This window comes from Leifsonia sp. Leaf264, assembly GCF_001422325.1.
Classification (GTDB): domain Bacteria; phylum Actinomycetota; class Actinomycetes; order Actinomycetales; family Microbacteriaceae; genus Orlajensenia.
On the sequence record NZ_LMMR01000006.1, the window covers coordinates 506,577 to 531,969 of the forward strand.

At 70.3% G+C, this 25,393-nt stretch carries 23 protein-coding genes and 1 pseudogene; 11 read left to right on the forward strand and 13 right to left on the reverse strand.

The window, feature by feature from the left end; genetic code table 11:
• Positions 1–15: 15 nt before the first annotated feature.
• Entirely contained in the window at positions 16–414 is a 399-nt protein-coding gene (locus tag ASF30_RS15405) for a hypothetical protein (protein ID WP_055908465.1), read from the reverse strand.
• A 64-nt stretch (positions 415–478) separates the two neighbouring features.
• Entirely contained in the window at positions 479–727 is a 249-nt protein-coding gene (locus ASF30_RS15410) for a hypothetical protein (RefSeq protein ID WP_147430862.1), read from the reverse strand.
• A gap of 213 nt (positions 728–940) precedes the next feature.
• Here ASF30_RS15410 and ASF30_RS15415 point away from each other — a divergent pair, with 213 nt between their 5' ends.
• From ASF30_RS15415 to ASF30_RS15425, 3 genes are all read left to right on the forward strand, one after another.
• Positions 941–1,159, forward strand: coding sequence for a hypothetical protein (locus tag ASF30_RS15415; RefSeq protein WP_055908470.1), 219 nt, complete (start codon positions 941–943; stop codon positions 1,157–1,159).
• Positions 1,160–1,246: 87 nt separating this feature from the next.
• Positions 1,247–2,617: a M20/M25/M40 family metallo-hydrolase gene (locus ASF30_RS15420; RefSeq protein WP_082467879.1), complete on the forward strand. Its 1,371-nt coding sequence runs from the start codon at positions 1,247–1,249 to the stop codon at positions 2,615–2,617.
• 67 nt (positions 2,618–2,684) lie between these two features.
• Entirely contained in the window at positions 2,685–4,142 is a 1,458-nt protein-coding gene (locus ASF30_RS15425) for an MFS transporter (protein WP_055908474.1), read from the forward strand.
• Positions 4,143–4,147: 5 nt separating this feature from the next.
• Here ASF30_RS15425 and ASF30_RS15430 read toward each other — a convergent pair whose 3' ends face one another.
• A complete protein-coding gene (locus ASF30_RS15430; RefSeq protein WP_055908476.1) occupies positions 4,148–4,756 on the reverse strand; it encodes a hypothetical protein in 609 nt (202 codons plus the stop codon).
• A gap of 194 nt (positions 4,757–4,950) precedes the next feature.
• On the opposite strand from ASF30_RS15430, the gene ASF30_RS15435 reads away from it, so the two are divergent.
• The 4 genes from ASF30_RS15435 (at position 4,951) to ASF30_RS15450 (ending at position 11,947) form a co-directional block, all read left to right on the forward strand.
• Entirely contained in the window at positions 4,951–8,466 is a 3,516-nt protein-coding gene (locus ASF30_RS15435; protein WP_055908478.1) for a TM0106 family RecB-like putative nuclease, read from the forward strand.
• A 148-nt stretch (positions 8,467–8,614) separates the two neighbouring features.
• Positions 8,615–9,214 carry a DUF4956 domain-containing protein gene (locus tag ASF30_RS15440; RefSeq protein WP_055908481.1) on the forward strand — a complete coding sequence of 200 codons (600 nt, stop codon included), beginning with the start codon at positions 8,615–8,617 and terminating at the stop codon, positions 9,212–9,214.
• Positions 9,211–10,107: a polyphosphate polymerase domain-containing protein gene (locus tag ASF30_RS15445; protein WP_055908484.1), complete on the forward strand. Its 897-nt coding sequence runs from the start codon at positions 9,211–9,213 to the stop codon at positions 10,105–10,107. The genes ASF30_RS15440 and ASF30_RS15445 overlap by 4 nt, the downstream gene beginning before the upstream one ends.
• Positions 10,108–10,126: 19 nt before the next feature.
• Complete coding sequence (locus tag ASF30_RS15450) at positions 10,127–11,947, forward strand: carbohydrate-binding domain-containing protein (protein ID WP_055908487.1); 1,821 nt, start codon at positions 10,127–10,129, stop codon at positions 11,945–11,947.
• 564 nt (positions 11,948–12,511) lie between these two features.
• Here ASF30_RS15450 and ASF30_RS15455 read toward each other — a convergent pair.
• The 3 genes and pseudogenes from ASF30_RS15455 to ASF30_RS15465 all read right to left on the reverse strand — a co-directional run.
• A pseudogene (locus tag ASF30_RS15455) lies at positions 12,512–14,233 on the reverse strand (amidase); the annotation flags it as partial.
• Positions 14,230–15,285 (reverse strand): agmatine deiminase family protein, encoded by a 1,056-nt coding sequence (locus ASF30_RS15460; protein ID WP_055908496.1) that lies wholly within the window; start codon positions 15,283–15,285, stop codon positions 14,230–14,232. The gene ASF30_RS15460 and the pseudogene ASF30_RS15455, both read right to left, overlap by 4 nt.
• The gene (locus ASF30_RS15465; RefSeq protein WP_082467883.1) at positions 15,282–16,820 is read right to left on the reverse strand and encodes a purine-cytosine permease family protein; all 1,539 of its coding nucleotides are present in this window, start codon (positions 16,818–16,820) and stop codon (positions 15,282–15,284) included. The genes ASF30_RS15460 and ASF30_RS15465 overlap by 4 nt, the downstream gene beginning before the upstream one ends.
• A 108-nt stretch (positions 16,821–16,928) precedes the next feature.
• Between ASF30_RS15465 and ASF30_RS15470 the strand changes: the two genes are divergently transcribed.
• Positions 16,929–17,597: a TetR/AcrR family transcriptional regulator gene (locus tag ASF30_RS15470; RefSeq protein ID WP_055908840.1), complete on the forward strand. Its 669-nt coding sequence runs from the start codon at positions 16,929–16,931 to the stop codon at positions 17,595–17,597.
• Positions 17,594–17,854, forward strand: coding sequence for a glutaredoxin family protein (locus ASF30_RS15475; RefSeq protein WP_055908500.1), 261 nt, complete (start codon positions 17,594–17,596; stop codon positions 17,852–17,854). Before ASF30_RS15470 ends, ASF30_RS15475 begins: the two co-directional genes overlap by 4 nt.
• A 74-nt stretch (positions 17,855–17,928) precedes the next feature.
• On the opposite strand, the gene ASF30_RS15480 is transcribed toward ASF30_RS15475, so the two are convergent.
• The 4 genes from ASF30_RS15480 to ASF30_RS15495 form a co-directional block, all read right to left on the reverse strand.
• On the reverse strand, positions 17,929–19,410 hold the full coding sequence (locus ASF30_RS15480; RefSeq protein WP_055908503.1) for an HNH endonuclease signature motif containing protein: 1,482 nt from the start codon (positions 19,408–19,410) through the stop codon (positions 17,929–17,931).
• Between the two features lie 144 nt (positions 19,411–19,554).
• On the reverse strand, positions 19,555–19,905 hold the full coding sequence (locus tag ASF30_RS15485; protein ID WP_055908506.1) for a gamma-glutamylcyclotransferase family protein: 351 nt from the start codon (positions 19,903–19,905) through the stop codon (positions 19,555–19,557).
• On the reverse strand, positions 19,902–20,336 hold the full coding sequence (locus ASF30_RS15490; RefSeq protein WP_055908509.1) for a YdeI/OmpD-associated family protein: 435 nt from the start codon (positions 20,334–20,336) through the stop codon (positions 19,902–19,904). Before ASF30_RS15490 ends, ASF30_RS15485 begins: the two co-directional genes overlap by 4 nt.
• Positions 20,337–20,354: 18 nt before the next feature.
• Positions 20,355–20,603 carry a hypothetical protein gene (locus ASF30_RS15495; protein WP_082467885.1) on the reverse strand — a complete coding sequence of 83 codons (249 nt, stop codon included), beginning with the start codon at positions 20,601–20,603 and terminating at the stop codon, positions 20,355–20,357.
• Positions 20,604–20,754: 151 nt separating this feature from the next.
• On the opposite strand from ASF30_RS15495, the gene ASF30_RS15500 reads away from it, so the two are divergent.
• Entirely contained in the window at positions 20,755–21,804 is a 1,050-nt protein-coding gene (locus ASF30_RS15500) for an LLM class flavin-dependent oxidoreductase (RefSeq protein WP_055908512.1), read from the forward strand.
• Between the two features lie 230 nt (positions 21,805–22,034).
• The gene (locus ASF30_RS15505) at positions 22,035–22,562 is read left to right on the forward strand and encodes a hypothetical protein (RefSeq protein ID WP_055908514.1); all 528 of its coding nucleotides are present in this window, start codon (positions 22,035–22,037) and stop codon (positions 22,560–22,562) included.
• Positions 22,563–22,597: 35 nt separating this feature from the next.
• Here ASF30_RS15505 and ASF30_RS15510 read toward each other — a convergent pair whose 3' ends face one another.
• The 3 genes from ASF30_RS15510 to ASF30_RS15520 form a co-directional block, all read right to left on the reverse strand.
• Complete coding sequence (locus tag ASF30_RS15510; RefSeq protein ID WP_055908517.1) at positions 22,598–23,992, reverse strand: FAD-binding oxidoreductase; 1,395 nt, start codon at positions 23,990–23,992, stop codon at positions 22,598–22,600.
• A 291-nt stretch (positions 23,993–24,283) separates the two neighbouring features.
• Complete coding sequence (locus ASF30_RS15515; protein WP_055908520.1) at positions 24,284–25,012, reverse strand: sulfite exporter TauE/SafE family protein; 729 nt, start codon at positions 25,010–25,012, stop codon at positions 24,284–24,286.
• Between the two features lie 143 nt (positions 25,013–25,155).
• Positions 25,156–25,368: a hypothetical protein gene (locus tag ASF30_RS15520; RefSeq protein ID WP_055908522.1), complete on the reverse strand. Its 213-nt coding sequence runs from the start codon at positions 25,366–25,368 to the stop codon at positions 25,156–25,158.
• Positions 25,369–25,393: the final 25 nt, after the last annotated feature.

Here is a 25,393-nt window from a genome sequence, read left to right on the forward strand (position 1 = left end):
CCTACTGGAGTGTCGTCAGCTGGCCGAGTAGCGTGCTCGGCCGATGAGGCTCTGGGGGTACGTCACCCTGTTGAAGACGTCGGCGCGCTGAGACGATGACGAGATCGGAACCTGTTCGACATAGGACTGGCCACCGGCCTGGATGACGACCTGCACGTAACCACTCACCCGCACTTCACGGGCGAGGAGGAACAGGAGGCTGAGGAAGAAGAACCAGATGAACAGGACGACCATGACCACAGCCCAGGCCGGCGTGTGCGTGGTCACCACTGTCTGATCCGTCGTCGACACGTTGACGTCGGCGATCGGCCAGGATCCCGATGGCGTCACGACGTGGAACTGCGTGGCATGCACATTGCCGATGCTCACCAGGAACGGAGCGGGCGGGACTGGTTGGGCGGGTACCAGGCTCATGGTGCGGACTCTATCAGCGGCGCGCGCTGTGTCCAGGCACGTCGCCGCCTCGGCAGGCTGAGCCTCAGGCCGAGTGCAGGCGCTCCACGAAGTCGTCGGCGTCGATCCACTCGGAGCCGCAGGCGCGGCAGTGTCGGCTCGGGGCATCGGTCTCGGTGAGCCAGCCGCCGAGCACGACGTCACCCTCGTCGGCGGCGGCGCGCAGCACCTCGTCGGGAATGCCGTAGATGATCTGCACCGTCGCGCCCGAGCGGCAGTCGGGGCACGAGAAGCGACGGGCCTCGGTGGGGGTGTTGATCTCGATGGTGCTCATGCAGACGACGGTACGTCCGCCCACCGACATCGGCGCGGCACCGATCCGGCGGTTCGCGCCCCGGTCGTCCGAAACGCCGACATCTGCCGACGGAATGTACCCCGTTGTACCCCCGGTCAGCGCGATGGGTGCCGCGCTGATGGGGTCGTCGTCGGTGATTTGTCCCGCATTCCGGGGATATCGGCGCGACGGCCCGATGGCTAGCGTTGAACTGTGAGCCCTACACTCCACACCTCCACCGCCACGCAGGAGGAATCCGCGGCGTCGACGCCCGGTGCCCCCCGTGACCTGTCCGAGATCCTCAACCCGCTCGGGCTGCTCCAGCCCAGGCTCGCGCGGATCGAGTCGATCGCCGTGCGCACGATCGGCGCCGTCGTCGTCATCGGCGGCCTGGGCTTCCTGCTGATCTCGTTGGTCTCGACGCCGGCCTGAGTCACGCCGCTTCCTCGTCCGGGCCCTCGTCCTCGAGGCATCGCGTCCCGTCGCCGGCCACGAGGCGCCACGCCTAGGCTGGAATCCGTGCCGACCGACGAGTCCCCCATCACCCCAGCACCCCGCCCGGGCATCGCCGAGCGCCTCGCCCAACTGGTGCGCCTCCCCACGGTCTCGGCCGAGCTGGAGACCCGCGGGCTGGAGCCGTTCGAGGGCGTCGAGGCGCTCATCCGTCGCCTCTACCCCCTCGCGCACGAGCACCTCGAGTTCGAGAAGATCACCGACTTCGGGCTGCTCTACCGCTGGGCGGGCGCCCAGCCCGGCTCCCGCGGCGCGACCGAGCCCGCCGTGCTCATGGCCCACTACGACGTCGTACCCGTCGACGAGAGCGATCCGTGGACCTACCCGCCGTTCGCCGGCACCATCGCCGACGGCATCGTCTGGGGCCGGGGCACCCTCGACGACAAGGGCGAGCTCGTGCTCATCCTCGACGCCGTCGAGAACCTCCTCGCGTCTGGCTTCACACCGGAACGCGACGTCTACCTCTCCTTCGGCGGCAACGAGGAGACCTTCGGCGACGCCGCCAGGACCATCGCAGCCACGCTGAAGGAGCGCGGCCTCCGCCCGTGGCTCGTGCTCGACGAGGGTGGTGCTGTGACGGATGCGCCGCTCCCGTTCATCCCGCTGGTCACGGCAGTCGTCGGCGTGGCCGAGAAGGGCGCCCTCACGGTTCGCCTCGACGCCCGCGGCGAGCCCGGCCATGCGTCGGCTCCCCCGCGGGAGACCGCGACGACGCGTCTCGCGCTCGCCGTGCGGCGCATCAACCGGCGCGGCTTCAGGCCGCACTTCCCGCGGGCGGCGCGCTCGATGTTCCGGGTGTTCCGCGAGAACACCACCGGCCGGCCGCGCGCCATCGTGTCGGCGCTGCTCGCCGTGCCTCCGCTCACGGCTCGCGTCTTCGCCCGCCTGGCCGGCGACGCCGGGGCGATGGTGCGCACGACAGTGGCCGTCACCATGCTCGACGGGGGAACCGCCGCCAACGTGCTGCCGTCGCAGGCCGCGGCCACGCTCAACATCCGCATCGCCGTCGGCGAGACGGTCGCGAGCTCGGTTGCCCGCATCCGTCACCTCGTGCGTGGTCTCGACATCACCGTCACGGTGCTCGAGGGCGATGACCCGTCGCCGGAGTCATCGACCGAGAACGCCCAGTTCGCGCTCATCCGGGACGCCGTCGGCGTGGCGTATCCCGAGGCCGTGACGGCCCCCTACGTGCAGATGTCGGCCACGGACGGGCGCCACTTCCACCGCTTCTCGCCGGCCACCTACCGCTTCGCGCCGCTGATGATGACCGGCGCCCAGCGCGCCTCCATCCACGGTGTCGACGAGCACGTCTCCATCGACAGCCTCGAACGGGGGGAGCGGTTCTACAACTCGCTGCTGCGTTCGTTGCCTGCCTGAAACAATCGTCTGCCTAGAGTGTGACTCGGCCCGGTTCCGGGTCGTCCTCGTGCAGTAGGGAGCCGCGATGTCGCGCGCAGTGAAACTCGGATCGGTGGCCGGCGTCGTCGGCTTCCTCGCCTTCGTGGAGTTCACGAGCGGCATCCTGCAGGGCTACTACACACCCCTGCTCACCGAGATCGCGCGCCACCTCGGCATCCACGACGCCGACGTCAACTGGCTCGAGGGCACGCAGCTCATGCTCTCGGCACTGGTCGTGCCGGCCATGGCCAAGCTCGGCGACATGGTCGGACACCGGCGGATGCTGCTCATCTCGACCGCCGTCACGGCGATCGCCTCGCTCGCCCTGCCCTTCACGGACGTGTTCTGGGTGTTCCTCGTGGCGTGGGCACTGCAGGGCTTCTACGTGGTCTGGCTGCCTCTGGAGATCGCACTCGTGTGGTCGCGCAGCCGCTCGCTCGGTTCTCCCGCCGCCATCACCCGTCGCGCTGCAGCCCTGCTCGTGGCGGCGCTGGAGCTGGGCGCGATCGCCGGTGCGCTCACCGCCGGCTCCCTCGCCGACGCCATCCCGCTGCAGGCCACCCTGCTGGTGCCGGCCATCGCCGTGGCGATCTGCTTCTTCGTCGTGCTGTTCGGCGTGAAGGAGTCGCCGGACCTCACCGGCGGGAAGTTCGACACCGGAGGGCTGGTGCTCATCTCGCTGGCCCTGCTCGCCCTCACCGGCGGCCTCAGCCTGCTGCGCCTCTCGGGCCCCGGCGACCTGCTCTCCTGGGCCGTCGTGCTGCTCGGCGTTCTGCTCGTCATCCCGTTCGCCAGGTTCGAGCTGCGGCAGAAGGACCCGCTCATCGACGTGCGCCTGTTCCGCTCGCCGTCGCTCGGCCCGATCTTCCTCACGGCCGGCCTGTTCGGGGTCAGCGTGCTCGGCGCCCAGGCCCCGCTCTCCACTTTCGCCAGGACGGACGCGGCAACCTACGGCTACGGCCTCTCCGCGACCAGCGGCCAGACCTCGATCCTCATCGGCGCGTACGTGCTCTCGCTCGTCGTCGGGGCCATGCTGTTCCCGCTCGTCACCCGCTTCGTGACGCCGCGCATCGCCCTCATCGGTGCCAGCTCGCTCGTGGCACTCGGCTATCTGCTCTTCCTGCCGTTCCACGACGGCTACCTGAACGTGCTCGCCAACATGGTCATCGCCGGCATCGGCTCGGGCGCCCTCGTCGCTGCGCTCCCGGCTGCGGCCGCCGCTGCGGCTCCGCGGAACCAGACCGGGGTCGCCACGGGTCTGACCAACTCGGTCAAGACCGTGGGTGGGGCCATCGCCTCCTGCGTCTTCGGAATCGCCCTGCTCAGCCACGTCGGGGGCGCCGCGACCGAGGGCACGGCCGGGTCTCTGAGCGGCTACGTGACGGTCTGGCTGGTCTGCGGCCTGACCGCAGTCGTCGCCGCAGTGCTGCTGGTCTTCGTGCCGAAGCTGGCCTTCTCGGATGCCGCCGTCGCCGAGGCGGCGACGGAGCCCGTCGTCCGCTAGGGCGCTCAGTAGTCGAGCTTCTCGATCTCCAGGCGCGCCAGGTCGACGTTGCGCACCAGGCGCATCCGCTCCTTCCGCGTTCGCCTGTAGTTGGCGTCGACGGCGCTCTGCGGGCGCTCCAGGTCGAGGCGCGTCCCGATGGCGCCGGCCACGTCGTCCCAGGCGTCATCGCGGGCGGCCAGGATGAAGGTGCGCAGGTACTCGTCGTCGCCTGCGCGCTGCTCGAGGTCGCGCGCCACGGCCCGGTTGACCCGCTCCCGCAGCTCGAGGTTCCCCAGGTCTTTGGAGCGGTAGTCGTGCATGTCCTGCGGGCGTCCGTGCAGCGTGGCGGCCGCGGCGCTCTCCTGCGCCACCCTGTCGGCTGCCGCGCGCATCTCGTCGGCCAGCCGCACCAGCGCGTCGCGGGCATCGGGGAGGAACCTCTCGACGTCGAAATCGACGTCATCACCGAGGATGCTCACGAGGATGCGGTTCTTCAGCACCATGCGACTGGAGTACTCGGCGAGCATCACGCCCTCCTCGCGGGCGTCAGCCTCCTCGGGAGGCTCGGCCCACGGCAGCGTCGAGTAGTCGAACGGCGGCGGCTTCCTCCTGCGCCACCGACTGAACCACATCGCACTCCCGCCCCGGGCGTCGATCGTCGGCGCACCACTCTCGAGAATACCGGCGGCCCACGACACGACGGCAGTCCCGTGGCGTCGAGATCGACCGGCGCCCCGCGTGTCGCCGCCCACGCTCGCATGTCGTCGGCTCGCGCTATCGTGCAGACAGGCGGCGCGACGGACTCGACGCCTGCAGCGGAGGCGGCATGTTCCTGCTCGACGGCTCTGTGGTCACGAGTGCGAGCGATCTCACCAACGCCTCGAAGTGCGAGTTCGCCTTCCTGCGCAAGCTCGACGCGAAGCTCGGGCGCATCGACGCCGTCCCCGATGCCGAAGACGCCATGCTCGCCCGCACCGCCGTGCTCGGCGACAAGCACGAGAACCGGGTGCTGGGCGACTACCGCGAGCGCTTCGGTCACGGCGTCGTCGAGGTGGCCCGCCCTCCGAAACTCACGACGGAGACCCTGCAGTACGCGACGGATGCCACGGCCGACGCCTTTGCGACCGGGGCCGACGTCGTGTTCCAGGCCACCTTCTTCGACGGCTCCTTCGTCGGGTTCGCCGACTTCATCGTGCGCCGCCCCGGCGGTGTCTACCTCGTGCAGGACACCAAGCTCGCGCGTCGCGCCCGCGTGACGGCCCTGCTGCAGCTGGCGGCCTACGCCGACCAGCTCGATGCCCTGGGCGTGCCCCGGGCCGACACCGTCGAGCTGCTGCTCGGCGACGGCAGCGTGAGCTCGCACCGGGTCGACGACATCCTGCCGGTGTACCGCAAGCGCCGAGCCAGGCTGCTGCAGATCATCGACGAGCGCCTGGCGGCCGACACGGCCGTCGCCTGGGGCGATCCTCGCTACACGGTCTGCGGCCGCTGCGAGACCTGCTCCGCCGAGGTCGATGCGAGTCGCGACGTGCTGCTCGTGGCTGGCATGCGCGTCTCGCAGCGGCACGCCCTGCGCACGGCCGGCGTCACCACGATCGAGGAGCTCGCGAACGTCGACCTGCGAGCCGACGGCGAGTCGCCCGTCGCCGGCATGGCGCGCAGCACGCTCGAGGCCTTCAGCGTGCAGGCGGCACTGCAGGTGCTGGCCGACAGGGCGACGGATGCCGCCCGAGCCGAGGCATCCGCTCTCGGACACGACCCCGACGCCGTCCACCTGCCGCCGCCCGTCGCCGTCCGCGACGCCCATGCCCTGGCGGCAGTGCCGGAGCCGAACGCCGGCGACCTCTTCTTCGACTTCGAGGGCGACCCGCTCTACACCGAGGGTGCCGGCATCAGCTGGGGCATCGACTACCTCTTCGGCGTGCTCGACCGCGACGACGAGTTCACCACCTTCTGGGCGCACAGCTTCGCCGAGGAGAAGCTCGCCCTCGAGAGGTTCCTCGACTTCGTCGACGAACGCCGAGCCGCCCATCCCGGCCTGCACATCTACCACTACGCCAGCTACGAGCGCACGCATCTGCTGTCCATCGCCGCTCGGCACGGCACCTGCGAGGCTCGGGTCGACCAGCTCCTCAGCGACGGCGTGCTCATCGACCTCTACCCCATCGTGCGTCGGGGCATCCTCGTCGGCAGCCGCTCCTACTCGATCAAGAAGCTCGAGCCCCTCTACATGGGCGACGAGGAGCGCGAGGGCGTGACGAACGCCGCCGACTCGATCGTGGAGTACCAGCGCGCCATGGACCTCGCCGCCGCCGGGGAATCCGACGAGGCCCAGGCCGTGCTCGACGACATCGCCCGCTACAACCGGTACGACGTCCTCTCCACGCTCCGGTTGAGCGAGTGGCTGCTCGAGCGTGCCGCCGAGGTGGGGGTGCGTCCGGCTCCGCGTGCTCCGCGCGAGGGCGAGCAGTACGTGCAGTCCGAGCTCGCCATCGCTCTTGCCCACCTGGCGGGCTCCGGCGACGCCTCGATCGAGAATCGCACAGCCGACCAGACCGCCCTGGCACTCGCATCCGCCGCCATCGACTACTACCCGCGCGAGCGCAAGAGCCACTGGTGGGCGCACTTCTTCCGCCTCGACCAGCCCGTGCGCGAGTGGGAGGACACCCGCGACGTCCTCGTCGTCGACCCGGCCCGGTCGCGCGTCGAGGTCGACTGGCAACTGCCAGAAGGACGCAGCCGCAAGCAGCGCCGCACGCTCCGCCTGCACGGTCGCTTCGGTCCGGGCACGCGGATGTCGCCGGGCGCCGGCCTGTTCGCCCTCTACGAGCCCGACGGCGCCGTGATCGACGACGAGTCCGACCCCGGCCAGCGCATCCGACGCGACGTGACGGTGCTCGAGGTGCTCGACGACGGGCTCGTCGTCGAGGAGGCTCTTCCCGTCGGGGCAGCGGAGCATCGGGAGACGCCGATGGCGATCACGCCGGGCTGGCCCCTACGCACGACGGCGCTGGAGAACGCCATCGGGTCGTGGGGCGCCGCCGTGGTGCGGGAGCATCCGTCCTGGCCGCGCGACGGCATGGTCGACATCCTCCGGCGCCGACCGCCGCGCTCGAGGCGGGGCGAGCTCGTTTCGGCCAGCGACGGCTCCACCGAGACCGCCGTCGTGGCGAGTCTGCTCGATCTCGACGACTCCTACCTGGCCGTGCAGGGCCCACCGGGCACAGGCAAGACCCACCTCGCGTCCCACGTCATCGCGCGCCTCGTGAACGACCACAGGTGGAAGGTGGGCGTGGTCGCGCAGTCGCACTCCGTCGTGGAGAACCTGCTCGACCGCCTCGCCGAGGCCGGCCTCGACCCCGCGCTCGTCGGCAAGGCACCGAAGAGCGCAGACGCCACTCCCCACGAGTACACGGTGTTCGCCGACAAGGACGCAGCGCTGCTCTTCACGCAGGCGCATGCCGCGAGCGGTTTCGTCGTGGGCGGCACGGCGTGGGACTTCGCCAACCCGGCCCGCTTCCCCCGCCGCGGGCTCGACCTCCTCGTCGTCGACGAGGCCGGGCAGTTCTCGCTGGCGTCGACCGTCGCCACGAGCGTCAGCGCCCGCAACATCCTGCTGCTCGGCGATCCGCAGCAGCTCCCGCAGGTGAGCCAGGGCACCCATCCCGAGCCCGTCGACAGCTCGGCCCTCGGCTGGGTGGCCGCCGCACACGACGTGCTCCCGTCGGAGTTCGGCTACTTCCTCGCCGAGAGCAGGCGGATGCATCCGGCCGTCGCCGCTCCGGTGTCGCGACTCTCCTACGAGGGAGCGCTGCGCTCGCACCCCGATGCCGCCGACAGGATGCTCGACGGCGTCGATCCCGGACTGCACAGGCTGCCCGTCGTGCATGTCGGCAACGCGACCGAGTCGCCCGAGGAGGCGGCCGTCGTCGTCGACCTCGTGCGATCGCTTCTCGGATCCCCCTGGAGTTCCGGTCGCAATGCCGCGCCGCGGCCCCTCGACCAGGTCGACTTCATCGTGGTGACGCCGTACAACGCCCAACTCGCCCGTGTGCGCGAGGCCCTCGATGACGCCGGGCTGCCGGAGGTGCGCGTCGGCACCGTCGACAAGTTCCAAGGGCAGGAGGCCGTGGTCGCCGTGGTCTCGCTCGCGGCATCATCGGCGGCCGATGTGCCGCGGGGCATGGAGTTCCTCATCATGAAGAACCGACTCAACGTGGCCATCTCGCGGGCGCAGTGGGCCGCCTACCTCGTGTACTCCCCCGAGCTCACCGAGTACCTGCCGGTGACTTCGCAGGGCGTCGCCGAGTTGAGCGCGTTCATCAGGTTGGTGGAGGAGTAGGGCCAGAAGGGACCCCGGCGAGGCGGCATCCGCTCATAGAAACCGCATAGCGAACGCACAGGGGCTGCCTCAGGCGCGGCAAGGGTCGCCATAGCCGCATCCGGCTTGATGGAACTCGGACACCACCGAGACCATCTGGAGCCATCCCATGCAAGCCATCACCATCGCCATCGACCTGATCGCCATCGGCGTCCTCACCCTCGGCATCTACTTCCCCCGTCACAGGCGCCGCGACCTGGTCGTCGCCTTCCTCGGCGTGAATGTCGGCGTGCTGGCGGTGTCGATGATCCTCGGGTCGACGGCCATCGGCGCGGGCCTCGGACTCGGCCTGTTCGGGGTGCTGTCGATCATCCGCCTGCGCTCGCGCGAGATCGAGCAGCACGAGGTCGCCTATTACTTCGCCTCGCTCGCCCTCGGCCTCATCGCGGGCCTGAGCGTGAACTTCGACTGGCTCACCTTCGCCCTCATGGGGCTCGTCATGGTCGTGCTGTACATCGGCGACCACCCCCGGCTCTTCGCGCGCTACCGCCAGGAGCTCGTGGTGCTCGACCGGGCCATAGCCTCAGAGCCGGCGCTCATCGCCCACCTCGAGCAGCTCCTCGGCGCGAAGGTGCACGGAGTCAAGGTGGAGGAGCTCGACCTCGTCAACGACACCACCCACGTGAACGTGCGCTACCAGCTGACCTCGTCGACGGATGCGGCCCCGGCAGCCACCCGTCGGCACGACGACCTGGCCGTGACCCGATGACGGGCTCGGCGCTGGCGAGCATCGCGGCCCTCTCCCCGGTCACCCTCGACGAACTCAACGCCCGAGCCGAGCTGCAGACGCGCATCGACCGCAAGTACATGCTGCCGCTGGCCGACCTGGCCGAGGTGTTGTGCGAGCTCGACGACGACACCCGCGTGCTGGAACTCGATGCGCCGTGCGCGACGGATGCCGCGGACGCACGACCCGCCAGCATCCGTTCCTCCTCCTACGAGTCGGTGTACTTCGACACTCCCGAGCTGGTGTCGTTCCACCTGGCCGCCCACGGCCGGCGCCGCCGGTTCAAGGTGCGGACCCGCTCCTACCTGGACACCGGGGCGACGTTCCTCGAGGTGAAGACCCGTGGCGGCCGCAGCCTCACCGTGAAGGACCGACTCGAGTACGACCCGGCCGACCATGACAGGATCACCGCCGAGGGCCTGGAGTACACGAGCAGCGTGCTCGGAGACTCCGGGGTGGCCGACGGCGAGTGGTCGACCCTCACGCCGACCCTCATCACCCGCTACAGGCGCACCACCCTGCTGATCCCGGCGACGGCGGGCCGCGACGAGAGCCGCGCGACCATCGACGTCGATCTCGAGTGGATCGACGAGGGCGCCGGGCTGTTCCCGCGGCGCCTGCGCACCCCGGAATCGGTCATCGTCGAGACCAAGTCGGGGCGGGCCACCGGCAGCCTCGACCGCGCTCTGTGGCGGCACGGCCACCGTCCGGCCACGGTGTCGAAGTTCGGCACCGGGCTGGCCGCCCTCCGCCCCGACCTGCCGTCGAACAAGTGGACGCGCGTGCTGCGCCGCCACTTCGACCAGGCCGGCCCCACGCCAGCCGGCCCACCCTCGGCACCCCACCAGACCATCCCCGCGTCCATCGCGGCCTGAGCTCCAGGAGCCCCACATCATGCGATCCCCCAGATACTTCCTCCTCGTCCCCGTCCTCGCCACGGGCCTCGTCCTCGCGGGCTGCGCCGTCACAGCCACAGACAGCGGAACGAGCACCAGCGACACCAGCGAGACCACCGCCGAGCTCGTTCCGACGGCCTCAGTCGACGTCACCCAGTCGGCGTCGGAGGTGCTCGCGGCGAACCAGAAATCTCACGCCTCGACCGACGGCTCCGACGCCGACTGGAGCGAGAGCGACGCCACAGCGATCGACCTCGACGACGAGAGCGGAACCGTCACCATCTCGGCGGCGGGCACCTACCACCTCACCGGCACTCTCGACGAGGGCCAGGTGGTCGTGGACAGTCCCGGCGACGGGCAGGTCAAGCTCGTGCTCGATGGCGTCGACATCACCAGCTCCACAGGCTCGGCGATCAGTATCGTGGCCGCAGACGAGGCCGTGGTGATCCTCGCCGACGGGTCGACGAACACCCTGACGGATGCCGCCAACTACGCCGACGCTGATGCCGACACCCCTGTCGCAGCCCTGTCGAGCGCCGCCGACCTCACGATCACGGGATCCGGCGCGCTGAACGCCACCGGCAGCAGCAACGACGGCGTCTCCTCGAAGGACGGCCTGGTCATCGCCGGCGGCGACATCACGGTCACGGCCGTCGACGACGGCATCCGTGGCAAGGACTACCTCGTGGTCACCGACGGAACCCTCTCGGTGACAGCCGGAGGAGACGGCCTGACGAGCGACAACGACGAGGACGCGACCCGTGGCTACATAGCCGTGGAGGGCGGCACCGTCACGATCGACGCCGAGGGCGACGGCCTCGCGGCCAGCACCGATGTCGTCACCACCGGTGGCACGCTCGACGTGACCGCCGGCGGCGGGGCCGACCAGACCGTCGCCGACGACGCCTCGGCGAAGGGCGTCAAGGCCGGCGCCATCATCGTGCTCGGCGGTGGCGACGTCACCGTCGACGCGGCCGACGACGCAGTGCACTCCGACGATGCCGTGCACATCGCCGACGGCGTGGTCAGGGTGGCGACGGGCGACGATGGAGTCCACGCCGACGACGCCCTGCTGATCTCTGACGGCACCCTCACCATCTCGCAGTCCTACGAGGGACTCGAGAGCTCGCAGATCGAGGTCGCCGGCGGCACCGTCTCGGTGACGGCCAGCGACGACGGCGTGAACGTCTCCGATGGCAGCGGCGGCGGCGAGATGGGCGGCGGTGGCGGTCCCATGGGCGGGCCCGATCAGGCGGCGGATGCCGCAGCCGAGGAGGCAGCAGACGCTGCCGCTGACGACGCCGCAGCGACCGATGCGACCGACACGACGACGGGCGACATGACCCTCACGATCTCGGGCGGCACCCTCACGGTGAACTCCGAGGGCGACGGGCTGGACTCCAACGGCTCGGCGACGATGACTGGCGGCGCTGTGGTCGTGAACGGCCCCACGGGCAGCGGCAATGGCGCGCTCGACGTCGACAGCACCTTCGCCATCAGCGGCGGATCCCTGCTGGCCGTCGGAAGCGCCGGCATGGTCGTGGCTCCGGATGCCGACGCCGACCAGGCGTCGGTCTCGGTGACGCTCGACGGAAGTCACGCCGCGGGCAGCGCCGTCGAGGTCACGGCCGACGACGGCGCCGTGGTCGCGAGCTTCACGGCCACGAAGGAGTTCGCCTCAGTGGTGTTCTCCTCGGCCGACATCGTGAACGGCCAGACCTACACGGTCACTGTCGACGGTTCCGCTGCCGGAAGCGCCGTCGCTGGAGAGCAGACGAACGAGATGGGCGGAGGAGGAACGCCGCCGAACGGTCGCTGACCCGCCGCGAAATCGACGCGACCCGCCCGCCCACCCGCAGAGCCATAGGCGCGCAGCGGCAGCGGTGAAGCGGAGGGATCTCGCTCAGGGTTCCCTCCGCTTCGGCGCGCTCGCTGCGCTCCCGGGCCTCTGCGAGCGGGAGATTGCGGACTACAGCCCGCCCACGCTCACCGTCGCCCCGACAGCGGCACCCGCCGCATCCCGCAGCACGGCGACGACCATCGATCCGTAGGGCTCGCGCCACACGCTGTGGAGCACCCGGTGCGACTCCTCGGCGATCGACGCCCGGGCGATGAATCCCGCGCCGTCGACGGCGACCGCCACCGGCGCTCCGTCGATCGAGACCGAGAGCGCCTCGAACCCCGCCGGCGCTGCGAACGATCCACGCACGACGACCTCGATCCTGCCGCCCTCGGGCGGCAGCGCCTCGGCCTCGAGCACGAGACTGGGCGCGTCGGCATGCGACGCGACATCGGCACGCGGACCGTCATCGAGCGGCCCCGCCGCACCACCGTCGGCGGCATCCGGAACCGCATCCGTCACAGCCTGCACAGCCTGGCCGGTCAGCGCGGGCGTCCGCCCCGGCGCCACCCGTCGCGAACCGGGTGCTCCCGTGGCCTCGAACGCCGCCGCGAGTCGCAGCAGCGCCGTGTCGGAGTAGGCGGCACCGGCGAAGGTGAGCCCGACGGGCATGCCGATGTCGGCCATGAGTCCCATCGGCACCGTCACCGTCGGGATGCCGAGGTGCCGCGGAACCAGGTTGCCGTTCGCCACCCAGGTGCCGTTGCGCCAGCCGATGTCGGCCGACGCCTCGTTGACGTCCATGTCGGCCGGACCCACGTCGGCGACGGCCGGGAACACCACGGCGTCGAGTCCGAGCTCGCGCATCCACTCCTCGAGGTCGATGCGTCGGGTCTCCTCGAGACCGCGCAGGCCGCCCTCGAGCAGCGGGATGTCGCTGAGCGACCCCGACGGGTGCTCCCGCGCGAAGTCGGGATACTCGGCGATGTCGTCATCGAACCCCGTGTAGCGGTCGGCCACGGCTCCGGGTGGTTGCGGGAAGATGAGCGCGCCGTCGACATCGGCGACACCGCCGATGTCGGGGTCGCCGTTGGCCGCGAGGAAGTCGTCCCACGCCCAGACCGACAGGTCGACGATCTCGCGCTTCAGGTACTCGGCGCTCACGAGGCCACGGGTCGCGATGGTGGGAGCTCCCGGCCTGTCGCCCTCGTAGTTCGACACCACCGGGAAGTCGACCTCGACCACCTCCGCACCGGCGGCCTCGAGGTCGCGGCGGGCGGCCTCCCAGAGGTCGATGACGGATGCGCGGGTCTCGATGCGCTGCCCTGTCGGCCCTCCGATGCCGCCGGCCTGTGCGGTTCCGGCCTCGGGGTCGGCGTTGATGTACATGCGGGGGATGCCGAGACGCTTTCCCCTCAGGGATGCCACGCCGAGGCTGACATAGGACTCCGGACGCACCTCCGACGACGTCGGGATCGACACCCACGGCTGCGCACGCCAGAAGTCGCCGCGCGTCTCGTTGTCGTCTGCCACGATCACGTCGAGCACGGCGAGCAGGTCGGCCACTGTGCGGGTGTGCGGCACGACGACATCCATCGTCGGCACCAGCGGCCAGTTGCCGCGCACCGAGATCACGCCGCGCGACGGCGTGTACGCCACGAGAGCGTTGTTCGAAGCCGGCGCCCGCCCGCTCGACCAGGTCTCCTCGCCGAGCCCGAAGGCTCCGAAGCTCGCCGCCGTGGCCGTGCCCGATCCGTTCGAGGATCCCGAGGCGAACGCCGCCGTCAGGAAGTCCGGGTTGTAGGGGCTCTCCGCCCGACCGTAGACGCCGCGCTGCATGCCGCCGTTGGCCATCGGAGGCATGTTGGTGAGCCCGATGAGCACGGCTCCGGCGGCGCGCAACTGCGCGATGGTGAAGGCGTCATCCGTCGCCACGAGGTTCTCGAAGGCGGGGGATCCGGCGGCGACGGTGAGGCCGCGCACCTTGTAGCTGTCCTTCGCCGTGTACGGGATGCCGTCGAGCGGACCCCGGGTCTCGCCGCGTCTGCGCCGCTCGTCGGAGGCGCGGGCGTCGGCGAAGGCCTCGGGGTTGAGCACCGGCACGGCGTTCAGCCTGATGCCCTGCCGGTCGTAGGCGGCGATGCGCTCGAGGTAGGCGGCCACGAGGCCGACACTCGTCACCGCGCCCGACGACAGAGCCGCACCGAGCTGGGCGATCGACGCCTCGACGACGTCGAACGACACCCGGGAAGCACCCGAGGTCATCGCGCGACTCCTCGTGCGACTCCTTGCGCGACACCGACGGGCTGCTGCTGGGTGATGCAGTGGATGCCGCCGCCGCGGGCGAAGATCTCGCGGGCGTCGACGGTCACGACGCGGCGACCGGGATAGGCGCCCTCGAGCAGCGTTCGGGCACGGGCGTCGGCCTCGTCGTCGCCGAAGCCGCAGGCGATGACGCCTCCGTTGACCACGACGTGGTTCACGTAGTTGTAGTCGACGAAACCCTCCTCGTCCTCGAGCTGGGCCGGGGCCGGCAGGTCGATGATCGTCCACGGCCGGCCGGCGGCATCCGTCGTCGTCTCGAGGAAGGCGCGCAGGTCGCGCATGACCTCGTGATCGGGATGCGCGGGGTTCGGCTGCTGGTGCAGCAGCAGTGTTCCCGGCGACGGGATGGTGGCGATCATGTCGACGTGCCCGCGGGTGCCGAAGTCCTCGTAGTCGCGGGTGAGGCCGCGCGGCAGCCAGATGACCTTGGTGGCACCGATGGTGCGGGCCAGCTCCTCCTCCACCCGCGTCTTGTCGGCGTAGGGGTTGCGACCCGGGTCGAGCTGCACGGTCTCGGTGATGATGACGGTGCCCTCACCGTCGACGTGGATGGCGCCGCCCTCGTTCACCAGCATCGACGAGATGACGGGAACGGATGTCTCCCCGGCGATGAACCGCGCGATCTCGCGGTCCTTGCCCCAGGTCGCCCAGGCGGGGGCGCCCCAGCCGTTGAAGATCCAGTCGACGGCGCCGGGCTCGCCCTTCTCGTCGAAGACGAAGGTGGGACCGAAGTCGCGCATCCAGAAGTCGTCGAGCGGGGCGATGACGATCTCGACCTCGGGCTTCAGGTGCCGACGGGCATCGGCCTCGGCCGAGGGGTCCACGACCATCGAGACCGGCTCGAACTCGAGCACGGCGTGGGCGACCGACGCCCAGGCGGCACGAGCGGCCTCGCGCTCCTCCTCGGTCTCGCCGATGGTGAGGCCGGCGACAGGGAACGCCATCCAGAGTCGATCGTGCGGAGCTGTCTCGGGCGGCATCAGCCAGGTCATGCGATCGGTTCCAGTTCTGCCGGGCGACGGCTCGCGTCGCGATAGGGAGTGGTGCGATACCAGAGCACCGCATACAGGCCGCCGGCCACAAGTGGTCCGGCGATGGCCGAGAAGTCCGCACCGGCGAGAGCCGCGGCGATCGGGCCGACGTAGAGCGTCGTGTTGGCCATGAGAACCGCGATGGTCGTGGCGACCACCATGGCGATGGCGCCGGGCCAGAACACTCCGTGGCTGTACCAGAACGGGCTCTGACGGCTCTCGTCGTTGAGGGCCAGACCGTCGTAGCGGTTGCGACGCACGACGATGTCGACGGCGTACACGGCCACCAGGGGACCGAGCACCGTCACGCTCAGCTCGAGGGCTGCACTGAACGTGTCGAGGAAGTCGGGCGCGATGAACAGCGGGTAGGCGGTGATCGCCGTGGCGATGAGGCCGGTGATGACGACGGTCCAGGCGCGCGGGATGCGGCCGATGCGACCACCGAGGGCCTGGAAGTACAGGCCGGTGGAGTAGGCGCAGAGCACGTTGTTCGTGATGCTGCCGAGCACGATCACGAACAGGAAGATCGGGTAGAACCAGGCCGGCACTATGGCCGCGATGGAGATCTGCGGGTCGGTCATGTCGACGGCGGAACCGGCGAACACCCCGAGAGCCGCGATGGCCACGGCGGGGATGAAGCCACCGAGCGCCGTCCAGCCCATGACGGCCTTCTTCGACACCGACGCCGGCAGGTAGCGCGCGTAGTCGGCGCCGGTGCCCCACGACAGCGGGTTGGCGGCGACGATCGCGAAGCCGAGTACGAGCAGGCCCCAGTGGTCGGCCGTCGGCAGCGGTGCCGGCTGGTAGGAGTAGTCGGCCGCACCGAAGACGAACACGGCGAGCAGAACGAAGCACACGGCGAGCGCCGCGGTGAAGATGGGGCTGAGCCTGATGATCGTGGCGTGACCGTAGACGCTGATGCCGAAGCTGAGCACGGCCACGACCGCGAGCACGGCCCACTCGGCACCGTCGGGCAGCGGGATGCCGATGTGATCGAGCAGGGCCAGCGACGCCAGCGTGGCGAAGGCGATGTTGATGATCTCGAAGAAGATGCCGATGGCCACCCCGAGCCCCGCGCCGAAGACCTTGTTGCCCCTGACGCCGAACATCGACCGCATCACGGTCACGCTCGGGGTTCCGGATGCCGGCCCGCTGATCGCGAGCCAGCCCACGGCGATCCACCACAGGTTGCCGAGCACGACGACGGCCAGCGACTCCCAGATGCCCAGGCCCAGCAGCATGAGCACGCCGCCGATGACGAAGTAGAGGTAGACGACGTTGGCGCTCATCCACACCCAGAACAGCTCGCGCGGCTTGCCGTGGCGCTCGTTCTCGGGGATGAAGTCGGTGCCGCGGGTCTCGATGACGCCGGCGGCGTCGACCTCGAGGTGCGGGGCGCGGGCCACCGGAGGCGTGACCGATGATTCGGCCGCGACTGCTGCCGCCGCTGGCGGCGGGACGGCATCCGCGGATCGCGGGTAAGCGTCGATGCTCATGGGTCGTGCCTCTCGAGGGGGCTGTACTCTTCGGAAAGAGCTGGGCCTCTTGTTATTGATCGAGCGATCAATAAGATTGGGGGAGACGCTACAGAGCCGGAGGCGATGATGTCAAGAGCGGAACGCACCCGGGCCGTGCGCAAGACTCCGGAGGAGCGGGCAGCCGAGATCCGCGAGGGTGCACGTGCCGTCGCCCTCGAGGGCGGGCTCTGGGCCGTGACCCTGCGCAGCGTCGCCGCACGCGTCGGCGTGACGCCGGCTCTGGTCGCCCACTACCAACCCAACATGGAAGTGCTGGTGGCAGACACCTTCACCGCGGTCGTCGTGACCGAGATGGTCGAGGTCGCCGCCATCGTCGAGCCGTACCGGTCGCCGACGGATCGCCTCGCCGCCCTCATCCACACGCTGGTCGAGTCCGGCCGTGACGACGTCACAGCCGTCTGGCTCGACGGCTGGAGCCTGGGTCGGCGCAGCACCCCGCTCGCAACGGCCGTGCGCGCCCAGATGGATGCCTGGCAGCACCTCGTGCTGGAGGTCGTCGAGGCCGGGTGCGCCACGGGCGAGTTCACGACATCCGACCCCCAGGCCGTCGCTTGGCACCTGCTCGGCATGGTCGACGGCCTCAGCGCGCAGGGACTGGTGTCGTATCGAGATCCCGCTGCACGCGGCCGGCTGATCACCGATGCCCTCGAGCACGCGCTGGCGCTGCCGTCTGGGGCGCTCTCAGCGCCGCGGCCAGCGGATGTCCAGCAGCCCGCGCTTAGGCTTGACGGATGACTTCCGAGAACTTCGACCGCATCACCATGTTCGGCGCCGAGTGGTGCGGCGACTGCCGCCGCTCCAAGCGCCTCCTCGACGGACTGGGCGTCGACTACGACTACGTCGACCTCGAGGCCGTCGAGAACGGCGCCGACCGCGCCAAGGCCATCAGTGGCCGCACCCAGATCCCCGTGGTCGTCTTCCCCGACGGCGATCACTTCGTGGAGCCGACGGATGCCGCCCTCCGCGCCAAGCTCGAGGCCGTCGCCGCGTAGTCTCTCCCCCCGGCTGTCGCTCAGTCTCGCCGCCCGCCCCACCGCCCGCGCATCCGCGCCCCGGCAAGCCCAGTTCAGGCCACCTCGGTCCGGGGAAGATCGAACCTCGCCCTGCCGCCCAGTCGCGGCTTCTGGTCGGGGTCGATGTGGGGTGGTGGGATGAACCACACCTCGGTCGGGGTGGCCCGGATCGTCCAGCCGTCGTGGTGGATCCTGTGGTGGCAGAAGCTGCAGAGCAGCACGCCCTTGACGATGTCGCTGCGGCCGCGATGTCGTTTCCACCAGCGGATGTGGTGCGCGTGCGTGTAGGTGACGTTCAGCCCGCAGCTGGCGCAGCCGCCGTCCCTCTCGTGCAGAGCGATGCGTTGCGCTCTGCTGAACAGGCGTGCTGTTCGGCCGACGTCGAGCGGGGCACTGTCGGTGCCGAGGACCATGGGGATGAGGTCGGCGGATGCCGCCATCCGCCGGATCGTTCCGGCGGAGACGGGTTGGTCGATGCCGTCGATGCTGCCCACACCCAGCCCGGTGCGGAGCGCGTCGAGGTCGATACGGGTGACCGTGGTCACCGACGCCAGCGGCGGGAGCGTCTGCGCGCAGCCGAGGACGTGGCGCATGATCTCGACCAAGGCATCGGCCTGCCGTTGCGGGATGGTGCGGTCATCAGTGACGACTGGACCGCTGGCGCTGGTGCGGGCGTCGGGGTCAGGAGCAGTGCCAGTTCCGGCTCCGTCACCGTCTGCGGCATCCGTCGCGCTGACAGGCGCGGGCGTCTGTGCGCCTGAGCGCGACTCCCGCAACCTGTCGGAGACGAGCGCTTCGATGGCGGTCTTGACGTACGTTCCCGACTCCGGGTCGAGGTGGGCGCGGATGTCCAACCCGCCGTGGCGATCCTCCCGGATGGTCAGCGACCGGGCCGCCCAGCGTTCCTCATCGCGGGGTTCAGCACCGTCGGGATCCAGTCGCGCCTCGGCCTGCTTGACCACCCGCAGCAGCAGGCTCAACGGCAGCCCGGCAGCCCGCTCAGCCAGGATCTGCTCGACACTCTCGGCCAGGGCGGCGTCAGCGCGGGGTGCGACCCGGTCGAGCATCCCGGTGATCGCCGCCGCCGCGTCCACACTGATCAGACCGCCCTCCAGAGCGGCCGCGACATGCGGGTATCGGGCCGACCTCCGCTCACCACTGAGCGCCTGCCGGGACGCCGTCGCCATACCGACCGCGACGAGCCGGGCTGCCTCTCCCGTGCTGCCACCCGTCGACGCAGCGATCAGGGCCTGCGGGTTGTGGAACCCGTTCTGCTTCGCCAACCCCTCGATCCCGAACTCCGGACCCGACCGTTTCCCCACCTCGCCCGCTGCCCGCGCCAGGAGCGCATCAGCGTGACGACGAATCCGAGTGAGGACATCCGTCACCGACACCACCCCCGAACCGTTCATCAACTCGAACCCGCCCTGAGCATCGGAAGGGACCACCCCGAACGCCGGAAGCGCCTCAGTCCACACGGCGGCCAGCAGTGCAACATCCTGCTGCAACAGGGCGATGGGTGCCGGGGTTTCCATACCCTGATACTCGCACCACCCACCGACACTCAACCGTGCCGATTTACAGACCCTGATCTGCGATTTCAGTTGAATTTAGTGTGGAAGCTCACGGCTCGACGGCGAACTGGGGAGGAGTGCCGGAGTCCGCTCAGCGCTGAACGCTCAGCGCTCAGCAGCCGCCACGTACACCCACGCCGTCGTCCCCGACGCGAGCGTCACCGCCACCCGCACGTAGTCGTCGACCTCGTACTCATCGGGGGCGGCCAGCTGCTCCGGCGTGAGCTCGAGCACAGACCCGGCAACACTGTCGGCCGCATCGCCCGTGCGCTCCAGGATCGGGTGCTCGTCCGATCCGCTCAAGGCGATGACGTGAGGGTCGGTGATCGTCAGCACGCCCAACCGGTACCCGGGCAGCGCATCGTCGCGGGTCGGCAGCTCGGCGCCGAAGGTCCCGCGCTGCACCTCAGATAGCCGGAGCGTTCCGTAGGAGAACAGGTGCTCGACGTCTGTCATCCGCCGAGCTTCGCCACGATCGACTCGACGCGACGCTGGCGAGTGGCATCCGTCTTCGCCGACTCCACGTTCACCACGTGCGCCTTCTTCGCGCTCGGCGAGAGCTTGTCGAAAGCCGCCTGTGCCTCGGCCGACGCCGCGAGCGCTGCGGCGAGGTCCGCCGGCACCTCGGTGACCCGCGGTTCGGTGTCGAGCGTGAGCTCCACCTCGATCGCGTCGCCACCCTGGATGCCCGTGGCCGCGCGCTTGTCGGAGCTGAACGCGATGAGGTACCGACCGCCCATCGGCGCCACGGTGCTGCGGTACTCGTAGCCGTTCACGGTCACGTTCACCGGTGGCCGCTTGCCGCCGCCGAGAGCTTCGATGACCTCCTCGGGCACCGGGATGCCCGTGTTGTTTCCGGTCTGGAACATCGTCGTCGAGAAATGCATGCCTCGATTATGGCGGCGTCAGGTCGTCGGCGGCGAGGACTCGTCGTCATCCGCCGCGGCCTTCTCGGCGTCTTCCTTCTTGTACATCTCGGTGAACGAGACGGCGAGTGCGGTTCCGATCGCGACGCCGATCGCGATCCCGATCCCGACGTTCGCCAGGGCGACTCCGAGGCCTGCCCCCAGGGCGATCCCGATGGCGATCCCCAACGCCCAGCCGCGCGTGGTCGGATCCTTCGAGTCGAACGCCGCCTTCTTCGTGTCAGCCATGCCTTCACGCTAGGCGGATGCCGCAGCCGAGGCATCCGTCAACCGACCGAGACAGCTCCCCCACGCGGCGGAGCCCCTACCGGCCCGCAACCGACGACCACGCGGCGGCGGCCGCGGAATAGCCGCGCACCCCCGCCGGTTGCCCTTGGGGATGACTGCACCACTCCGCCTCTCCGTTCTCGACCTCATTCCCGTGCGCAGCGGGCAGACCAGCTCTCAGGCCATGACGGCCTCGGTGGGGCTCGCCCGCCTCGCCGATAGCCTCGGCTACACGCGCTACTGGTATGCGGAGCACCACAACATGCCCTCGGTGGCCTCGACCACCCCGCCCGTGCTCATCGCGGCGACCGCGGCGCAGACCGAGCGCATCCGTGTGGGATCCGGCGGAGTCATGCTGCCCAACCACGCGCCTCTGGTGGTCGCCGAGCAGTTCGCCGCCCTGGAGGCCCTGGCTCCCGGGCGCATCGACCTCGGCATAGGCCGCGCGCCCGGCAGCGACCCCGTCATCACACAGCTGCTCCGCATCAGCGGCCCGACCGCCGACGTCGACCGCTTCCCCGACCACATCGCCGACATCCAGGCACTCCTCCACCCCGACGGCGCTGCCCTGCGCATGACGAGCGGCAACGAGTACACGGTGCATGCGACGCCGTCGGCCGGCAGCGTTCCGACCATCTGGCTGCTCGGCTCGAGTGACTACTCGGCCCGCCTCGCCGCGAGCCACGGCCTGCCCTACGTGTTCGCCTACCACTTCTCGGGCGACGGCATCGAGGCCGCCCTCGAGCTCTACCGCACGAACTACACGCCGAGCCCCGAGCACCCGGAGCCGCAGACCTTCCTCACGCTCAACGCCTCGGTCGCGCCGACGGCAGAGGAGGCCCGCCGCCGTGCCCTGCCGCAGATGCGCGCGATGGCGCGGCTTCGCACGGGCCGCCCGCTCAGCGTGCTCGAGACCGTCGAGGACTCCGAGAACGCCGGCACCGACACCGCCACGGACCAGCTCGTCGCCGCGATGGAGAAGCGTTGGGTCATCGGCGCTCCGGATGCCGCCGGCCAGGCCATCCGCCAGCTCGCCTCGCGCTACGGAGTCGACGAGGTGATGGTGTCGCCCATCAGCGGCGCCTTCGCCAGCGACCCTCTCGACTCGACCCCGGGCCGTGCGCAGACGTTGGAGCTGCTGGCAGCCGAACTGCTGGCGTAACCCGCCCGCACGCCCGTCGACCGCACGCACGCAGGCACGCACGTACGCACGCACGCCCGTCGACCGCGCTCGTCGAGTTCGCAGGACCAGCCTCGCCACAGCCGCGATATGCGGCCATGACGAGCCTGGTCCTGCAGACGCGCGTAGGCGAACCGTCAGGATCGCCTACTCAGCCGTCGAGGTTCCGTAACAATCGCCGATCCGCGCCGCGATCGACGTAGAACTGGAACGTGACCCTCACGTCCATCGTCCCGAGCCTGCGTCGCTCGATCCCCGATCCGCTCACCCCGTCGTCCTGGCCGCCCGCGACCACGGCGACCACGACCGACGTCGTCGTGTCCGGCGTCTCGATTCTGCGCCTGCTCGAAGTCAGCGCCACCCCGGCGGTGCATGTGGTCGACGACATCGGGGTGGTCGTCGTGCGCGTGATCGACGTCGGGCGCGATGCCAGCGGGACGACATCCGTCACCCTCGATCTCGACCTCGCGACACTCACGCCGCACTGGCGCGAGCTGCGACTCATCGGGCGCGCCTCGACCGCACGGGCCGCGATGGTCAGCATCCGTTCGCTCGATGGGAATGCGGCGACGGATGCCGCGGGCTCACTCCCCCGCGACCTTCGCGTCGGCGACCTGCTGGTGGCGCCCTTCGCCGGCACGACCCCGGGGTCGGTGCGCCCGACGAGCGGCTGGCAGCGGAACCTGCCGACGCCGGACCTCACCCGGAACGCAGAAGCTGCGGGTCAGAGGAGTCTCTGACCCGCAGCTTCTGCGGTGTCGGCGCCAGGTGCCGGCTACAGCACCGGGTGGTTGGAGCGGATCGTGTTGTTCGGGTCGTAGACCACCTTGATGGCGCGCAGCCTGTCGAGGTCGGCTCCCCAGATGGCGCCGGGCTCCTGAGTGCCTTCGGCGAAGTTCTGGTAGAGCACCTCGGCGCGCCACGGCGCGAGGGCCGCTGCCAGCCTCTCGACCGAGGCCGCGACGGCGGTCCCCATCGCGGGCGTCGCCGCCATGCCGGCGCCGAACACGAGGAACTCGGCATCGAAGTGCGACACCACGCCGGCACCGAGCGGGGCGCGTCCGGTGGCGCCGCCCACGTGGCGGATCTCGGCCGACAGCAGCGCGGACCCCGACCCGGCACCAGCGGCGGCCACGAAGGCCTCGACGGCCTCGGTGGTGAGCGCCGAGAGGGCGAAGCCGTCGCCGACACCGGGAACCGGCCCCTGCGGGTCCATGTGCAACTGGTCGAGCTCGGACATCGGCGTGGGGTGGAAGGTGTCGATCACGGGGCCGAGGTCGCGCAACGGCGCGAGCACGGCATCGGCATCGACCGGCGGAGCCTGCAGGGCGGCCTCGATCACGACGTAGCTCTGGCCGCGCAGGAAGTCGGGCAGCTCCGGCAGCGGCGGGAACTGCAGGATGCGGCCGACGCTGGTGACCTGCTCCGGCACGTCGACGACCCATTCGCGCCAGGCCTGCAGTACGCGGCCGGCTTCGGCGAGCGGGAAGAACAGCGTTCCGGCGTAGACCTCGCTGATCGGGTACAGCCGCATCTCGATCGCCGTGACGATGCCGAAGTTGCCGCTTCCACCGCGCACGGCCCAGAACAGCTCGGGTTCGTGGTCGGCGTCGATGCGGCGCAGGAGTCCGTCGGCCGTCACGATCTCGATGGCCGTGACGTGGTTGACGGCGAGGCCGTGCGAGCGGGCCAGCCAGCTCACGCCGCCGCCCAGCAGGTAGCCGGCGATGCCGACGTCGGCACTCGATCCGGCGAGCGCCGCGAGGCCGAAGGCCGCCGCTGGAGCCGTGACGTCGGCCCAGAGGGCACCGGACTCGCAACTCGCCGTACCGGCCTCCGGCACGATGGTCACGCCACGGAGGCTGCTGGTGCGCAGCAGGATCGTATCGGCGAGATCGCCGAGCGGGGCCGCGTTGTGGCCTGTGCTCTGGGGTGCGACGCGCAGTCCGAGCTCGCGAGCGGCGTTCACTGTCAGCACGACGTCGCGGGCACTGCCGGCGATCACGACGGCTGCCGGGCGCTGGTCGACGGTGAGGTTCCACGCTGTCCGCGCGGCATCCCAGTCGGCATCCGTCGACAGGTGAAGCGATCCGTCGAGGGCGTCGCGCAACTCGAGGACGGCGTCGGCGAGGGTGGAGTCGAGTGCGGTGGTGGGCGCAAGGGTGTTCACAGATGTTTCCTTTCGGGTGAGGTGCTCCTCGGGTGTAGCTGCTCCGTCACGGAGCTGATGCCTCAACACGATCGGCGGGACTCCAGGTCCTCCTCCGCCGCACGAGGCGCGAGCTCCATCGAACACCTGCAGTGCCGGGGCGCCCATCGGAGAGCACCCCGCTCTCTCCTCAGGGCCAACCCGCAGATCGGGCCACCGGCCACGGGTGCGGAATGCAGGACCAGGCGCGATACGGCTGCGATATGCGGCCAGGTGCCGTCTGGTCCTGCGTTCGGGATCCGCTGAACCCGCCTACAGCAGCAGGATGCCGCGGATGATCGCGGCCGCGCTGCCCAGCGCTGCGAGCCCGATCACGAGCCGGCGCCCGAGCCCGTCGCTGACCGTGGGGGCGAGCAGGTGGCCGAGGAGGATGCCGACGCCCAGCGAGGCGCCGGCGGCGACCCAGAGCCATCCGTCGATCACGGGAATGCCCTTCACGCCGACGGCCACGAGGTTGGTCGCGAGCAGGAACGCCTGCCCAGTGCCGAGGAAGACCTGGCGGGGCCAGCGATCACTGAAGGCGTGCACGGCGAGCGCCGGTCCGCCGACGCCGGCCGTCGCGCTCATGAAGCCCGAGAGTCCGCCGGCCACGACGGCTCCGCGCCGACCAGGCAGCACGCTGGCCGACTGGCTGAACGCGACCGTGGCGATGGCGACGAGGGCGATCGATCCGACGAGGATCATGAGGGGAGCCGTCGGCACCAGCCTGGTGACGGCGACGCCGAGCGGGATGGCGACGAGGGCCGGCAGCGTCAGCAGCAGTGCGCGGCGCCAGTCCACGAATCGCCAGGCACTGGCGAGCACCACGACGCAGAGCACCGCGGAGAGCACGTTGCCCATCGAGACTCCGGCGACGGGGCCGACGGATGCCACCAGCAGGGGCGCTGCCACGAGGGCGAAGCCCAGGCCGGTGATGCGCTGTGCCGCCGCTCCCACGAGAACCGATGCGCAGGTGAGCACTGTGACGACGACGGCGGGCATGGCGGATCGGCATTTCGGATCGAGCGGAGGGGACGGATGAGCGTAACCCGCCGCATCCGTTCGCACCGAATCACGGCCCCACCCCATTCGGGCCGATCCGCTTGCCGCCGGCCGTCAGGAGCGAGCAGGCAGCGGCGAACGGGTCAGGCGAAGGTACGGTTCTCGATGGCCCACAGGGTGCGCAACGCGTCGGAGAGCGATGAGAAGGTGCCGAGCTGGCGGTCCGCCCAGTCCCAGAGCAGGAATCCCGCCGCCGTGCGCCAGACATGACCGACGACCGACAGGCTCTGCCGACGCTGCACATCCCAGCGTCCTTCTCCGGCGTCGATGACGTCGAAAGCCTCTACATGACTCATGATCTTCCTCCCAGCTTGTTTCCCG

Excerpts from the sequence above, each read along its gene's own strand:
- ASF30_RS15450 (WP_055908487.1), top strand. The coding sequence starts at position 10,127 with ATGCGATCCCCCAGATACTTCCTCCTCGTCCCCGTCCTCGCCACGGGC.
- ASF30_RS15485 (WP_055908506.1), bottom strand. The coding sequence starts at position 19,905 with ATGACAGACGTCGAGCACCTGTTCTCCTACGGAACGCTCCGGCTATCT.
- ASF30_RS15440 (WP_055908481.1), top strand. The coding sequence starts at position 8,615 with ATGCAAGCCATCACCATCGCCATCGACCTGATCGCCATCGGCGTCCTC.
- ASF30_RS15405 (WP_055908465.1), bottom strand. The coding sequence starts at position 414 with ATGAGCCTGGTACCCGCCCAACCAGTCCCGCCCGCTCCGTTCCTGGTG.
- ASF30_RS15520 (WP_055908522.1), bottom strand. The coding sequence starts at position 25,368 with ATGAGTCATGTAGAGGCTTTCGACGTCATCGACGCCGGAGAAGGACGC.
- ASF30_RS15500 (WP_055908512.1), top strand. The coding sequence starts at position 20,755 with ATGACTGCACCACTCCGCCTCTCCGTTCTCGACCTCATTCCCGTGCGC.
- ASF30_RS15425 (WP_055908474.1), top strand. The coding sequence starts at position 2,685 with ATGTCGCGCGCAGTGAAACTCGGATCGGTGGCCGGCGTCGTCGGCTTC.
- ASF30_RS15410 (WP_147430862.1), bottom strand. The coding sequence starts at position 727 with ATGAGCACCATCGAGATCAACACCCCCACCGAGGCCCGTCGCTTCTCG.
- ASF30_RS15470 (WP_055908840.1), top strand. The coding sequence starts at position 16,929 with ATGTCAAGAGCGGAACGCACCCGGGCCGTGCGCAAGACTCCGGAGGAG.
- ASF30_RS15430 (WP_055908476.1), bottom strand. The coding sequence starts at position 4,756 with ATGTGGTTCAGTCGGTGGCGCAGGAGGAAGCCGCCGCCGTTCGACTAC.
- ASF30_RS15490 (WP_055908509.1), bottom strand. The coding sequence starts at position 20,336 with ATGCATTTCTCGACGACGATGTTCCAGACCGGAAACAACACGGGCATC.
- ASF30_RS15465 (WP_082467883.1), bottom strand. The coding sequence starts at position 16,820 with ATGAGCATCGACGCTTACCCGCGATCCGCGGATGCCGTCCCGCCGCCA.
- ASF30_RS15495 (WP_082467885.1), bottom strand. The coding sequence starts at position 20,603 with ATGGCTGACACGAAGAAGGCGGCGTTCGACTCGAAGGATCCGACCACG.
- ASF30_RS15475 (WP_055908500.1), top strand. The coding sequence starts at position 17,594 with ATGACTTCCGAGAACTTCGACCGCATCACCATGTTCGGCGCCGAGTGG.
- ASF30_RS15435 (WP_055908478.1), top strand. The coding sequence starts at position 4,951 with ATGTTCCTGCTCGACGGCTCTGTGGTCACGAGTGCGAGCGATCTCACC.
- ASF30_RS15515 (WP_055908520.1), bottom strand. The coding sequence starts at position 25,012 with ATGCCCGCCGTCGTCGTCACAGTGCTCACCTGCGCATCGGTTCTCGTG.
- ASF30_RS15445 (WP_055908484.1), top strand. The coding sequence starts at position 9,211 with ATGACGGGCTCGGCGCTGGCGAGCATCGCGGCCCTCTCCCCGGTCACC.
- ASF30_RS15480 (WP_055908503.1), bottom strand. The coding sequence starts at position 19,410 with ATGGAAACCCCGGCACCCATCGCCCTGTTGCAGCAGGATGTTGCACTG.
- ASF30_RS15460 (WP_055908496.1), bottom strand. The coding sequence starts at position 15,285 with ATGACCTGGCTGATGCCGCCCGAGACAGCTCCGCACGATCGACTCTGG.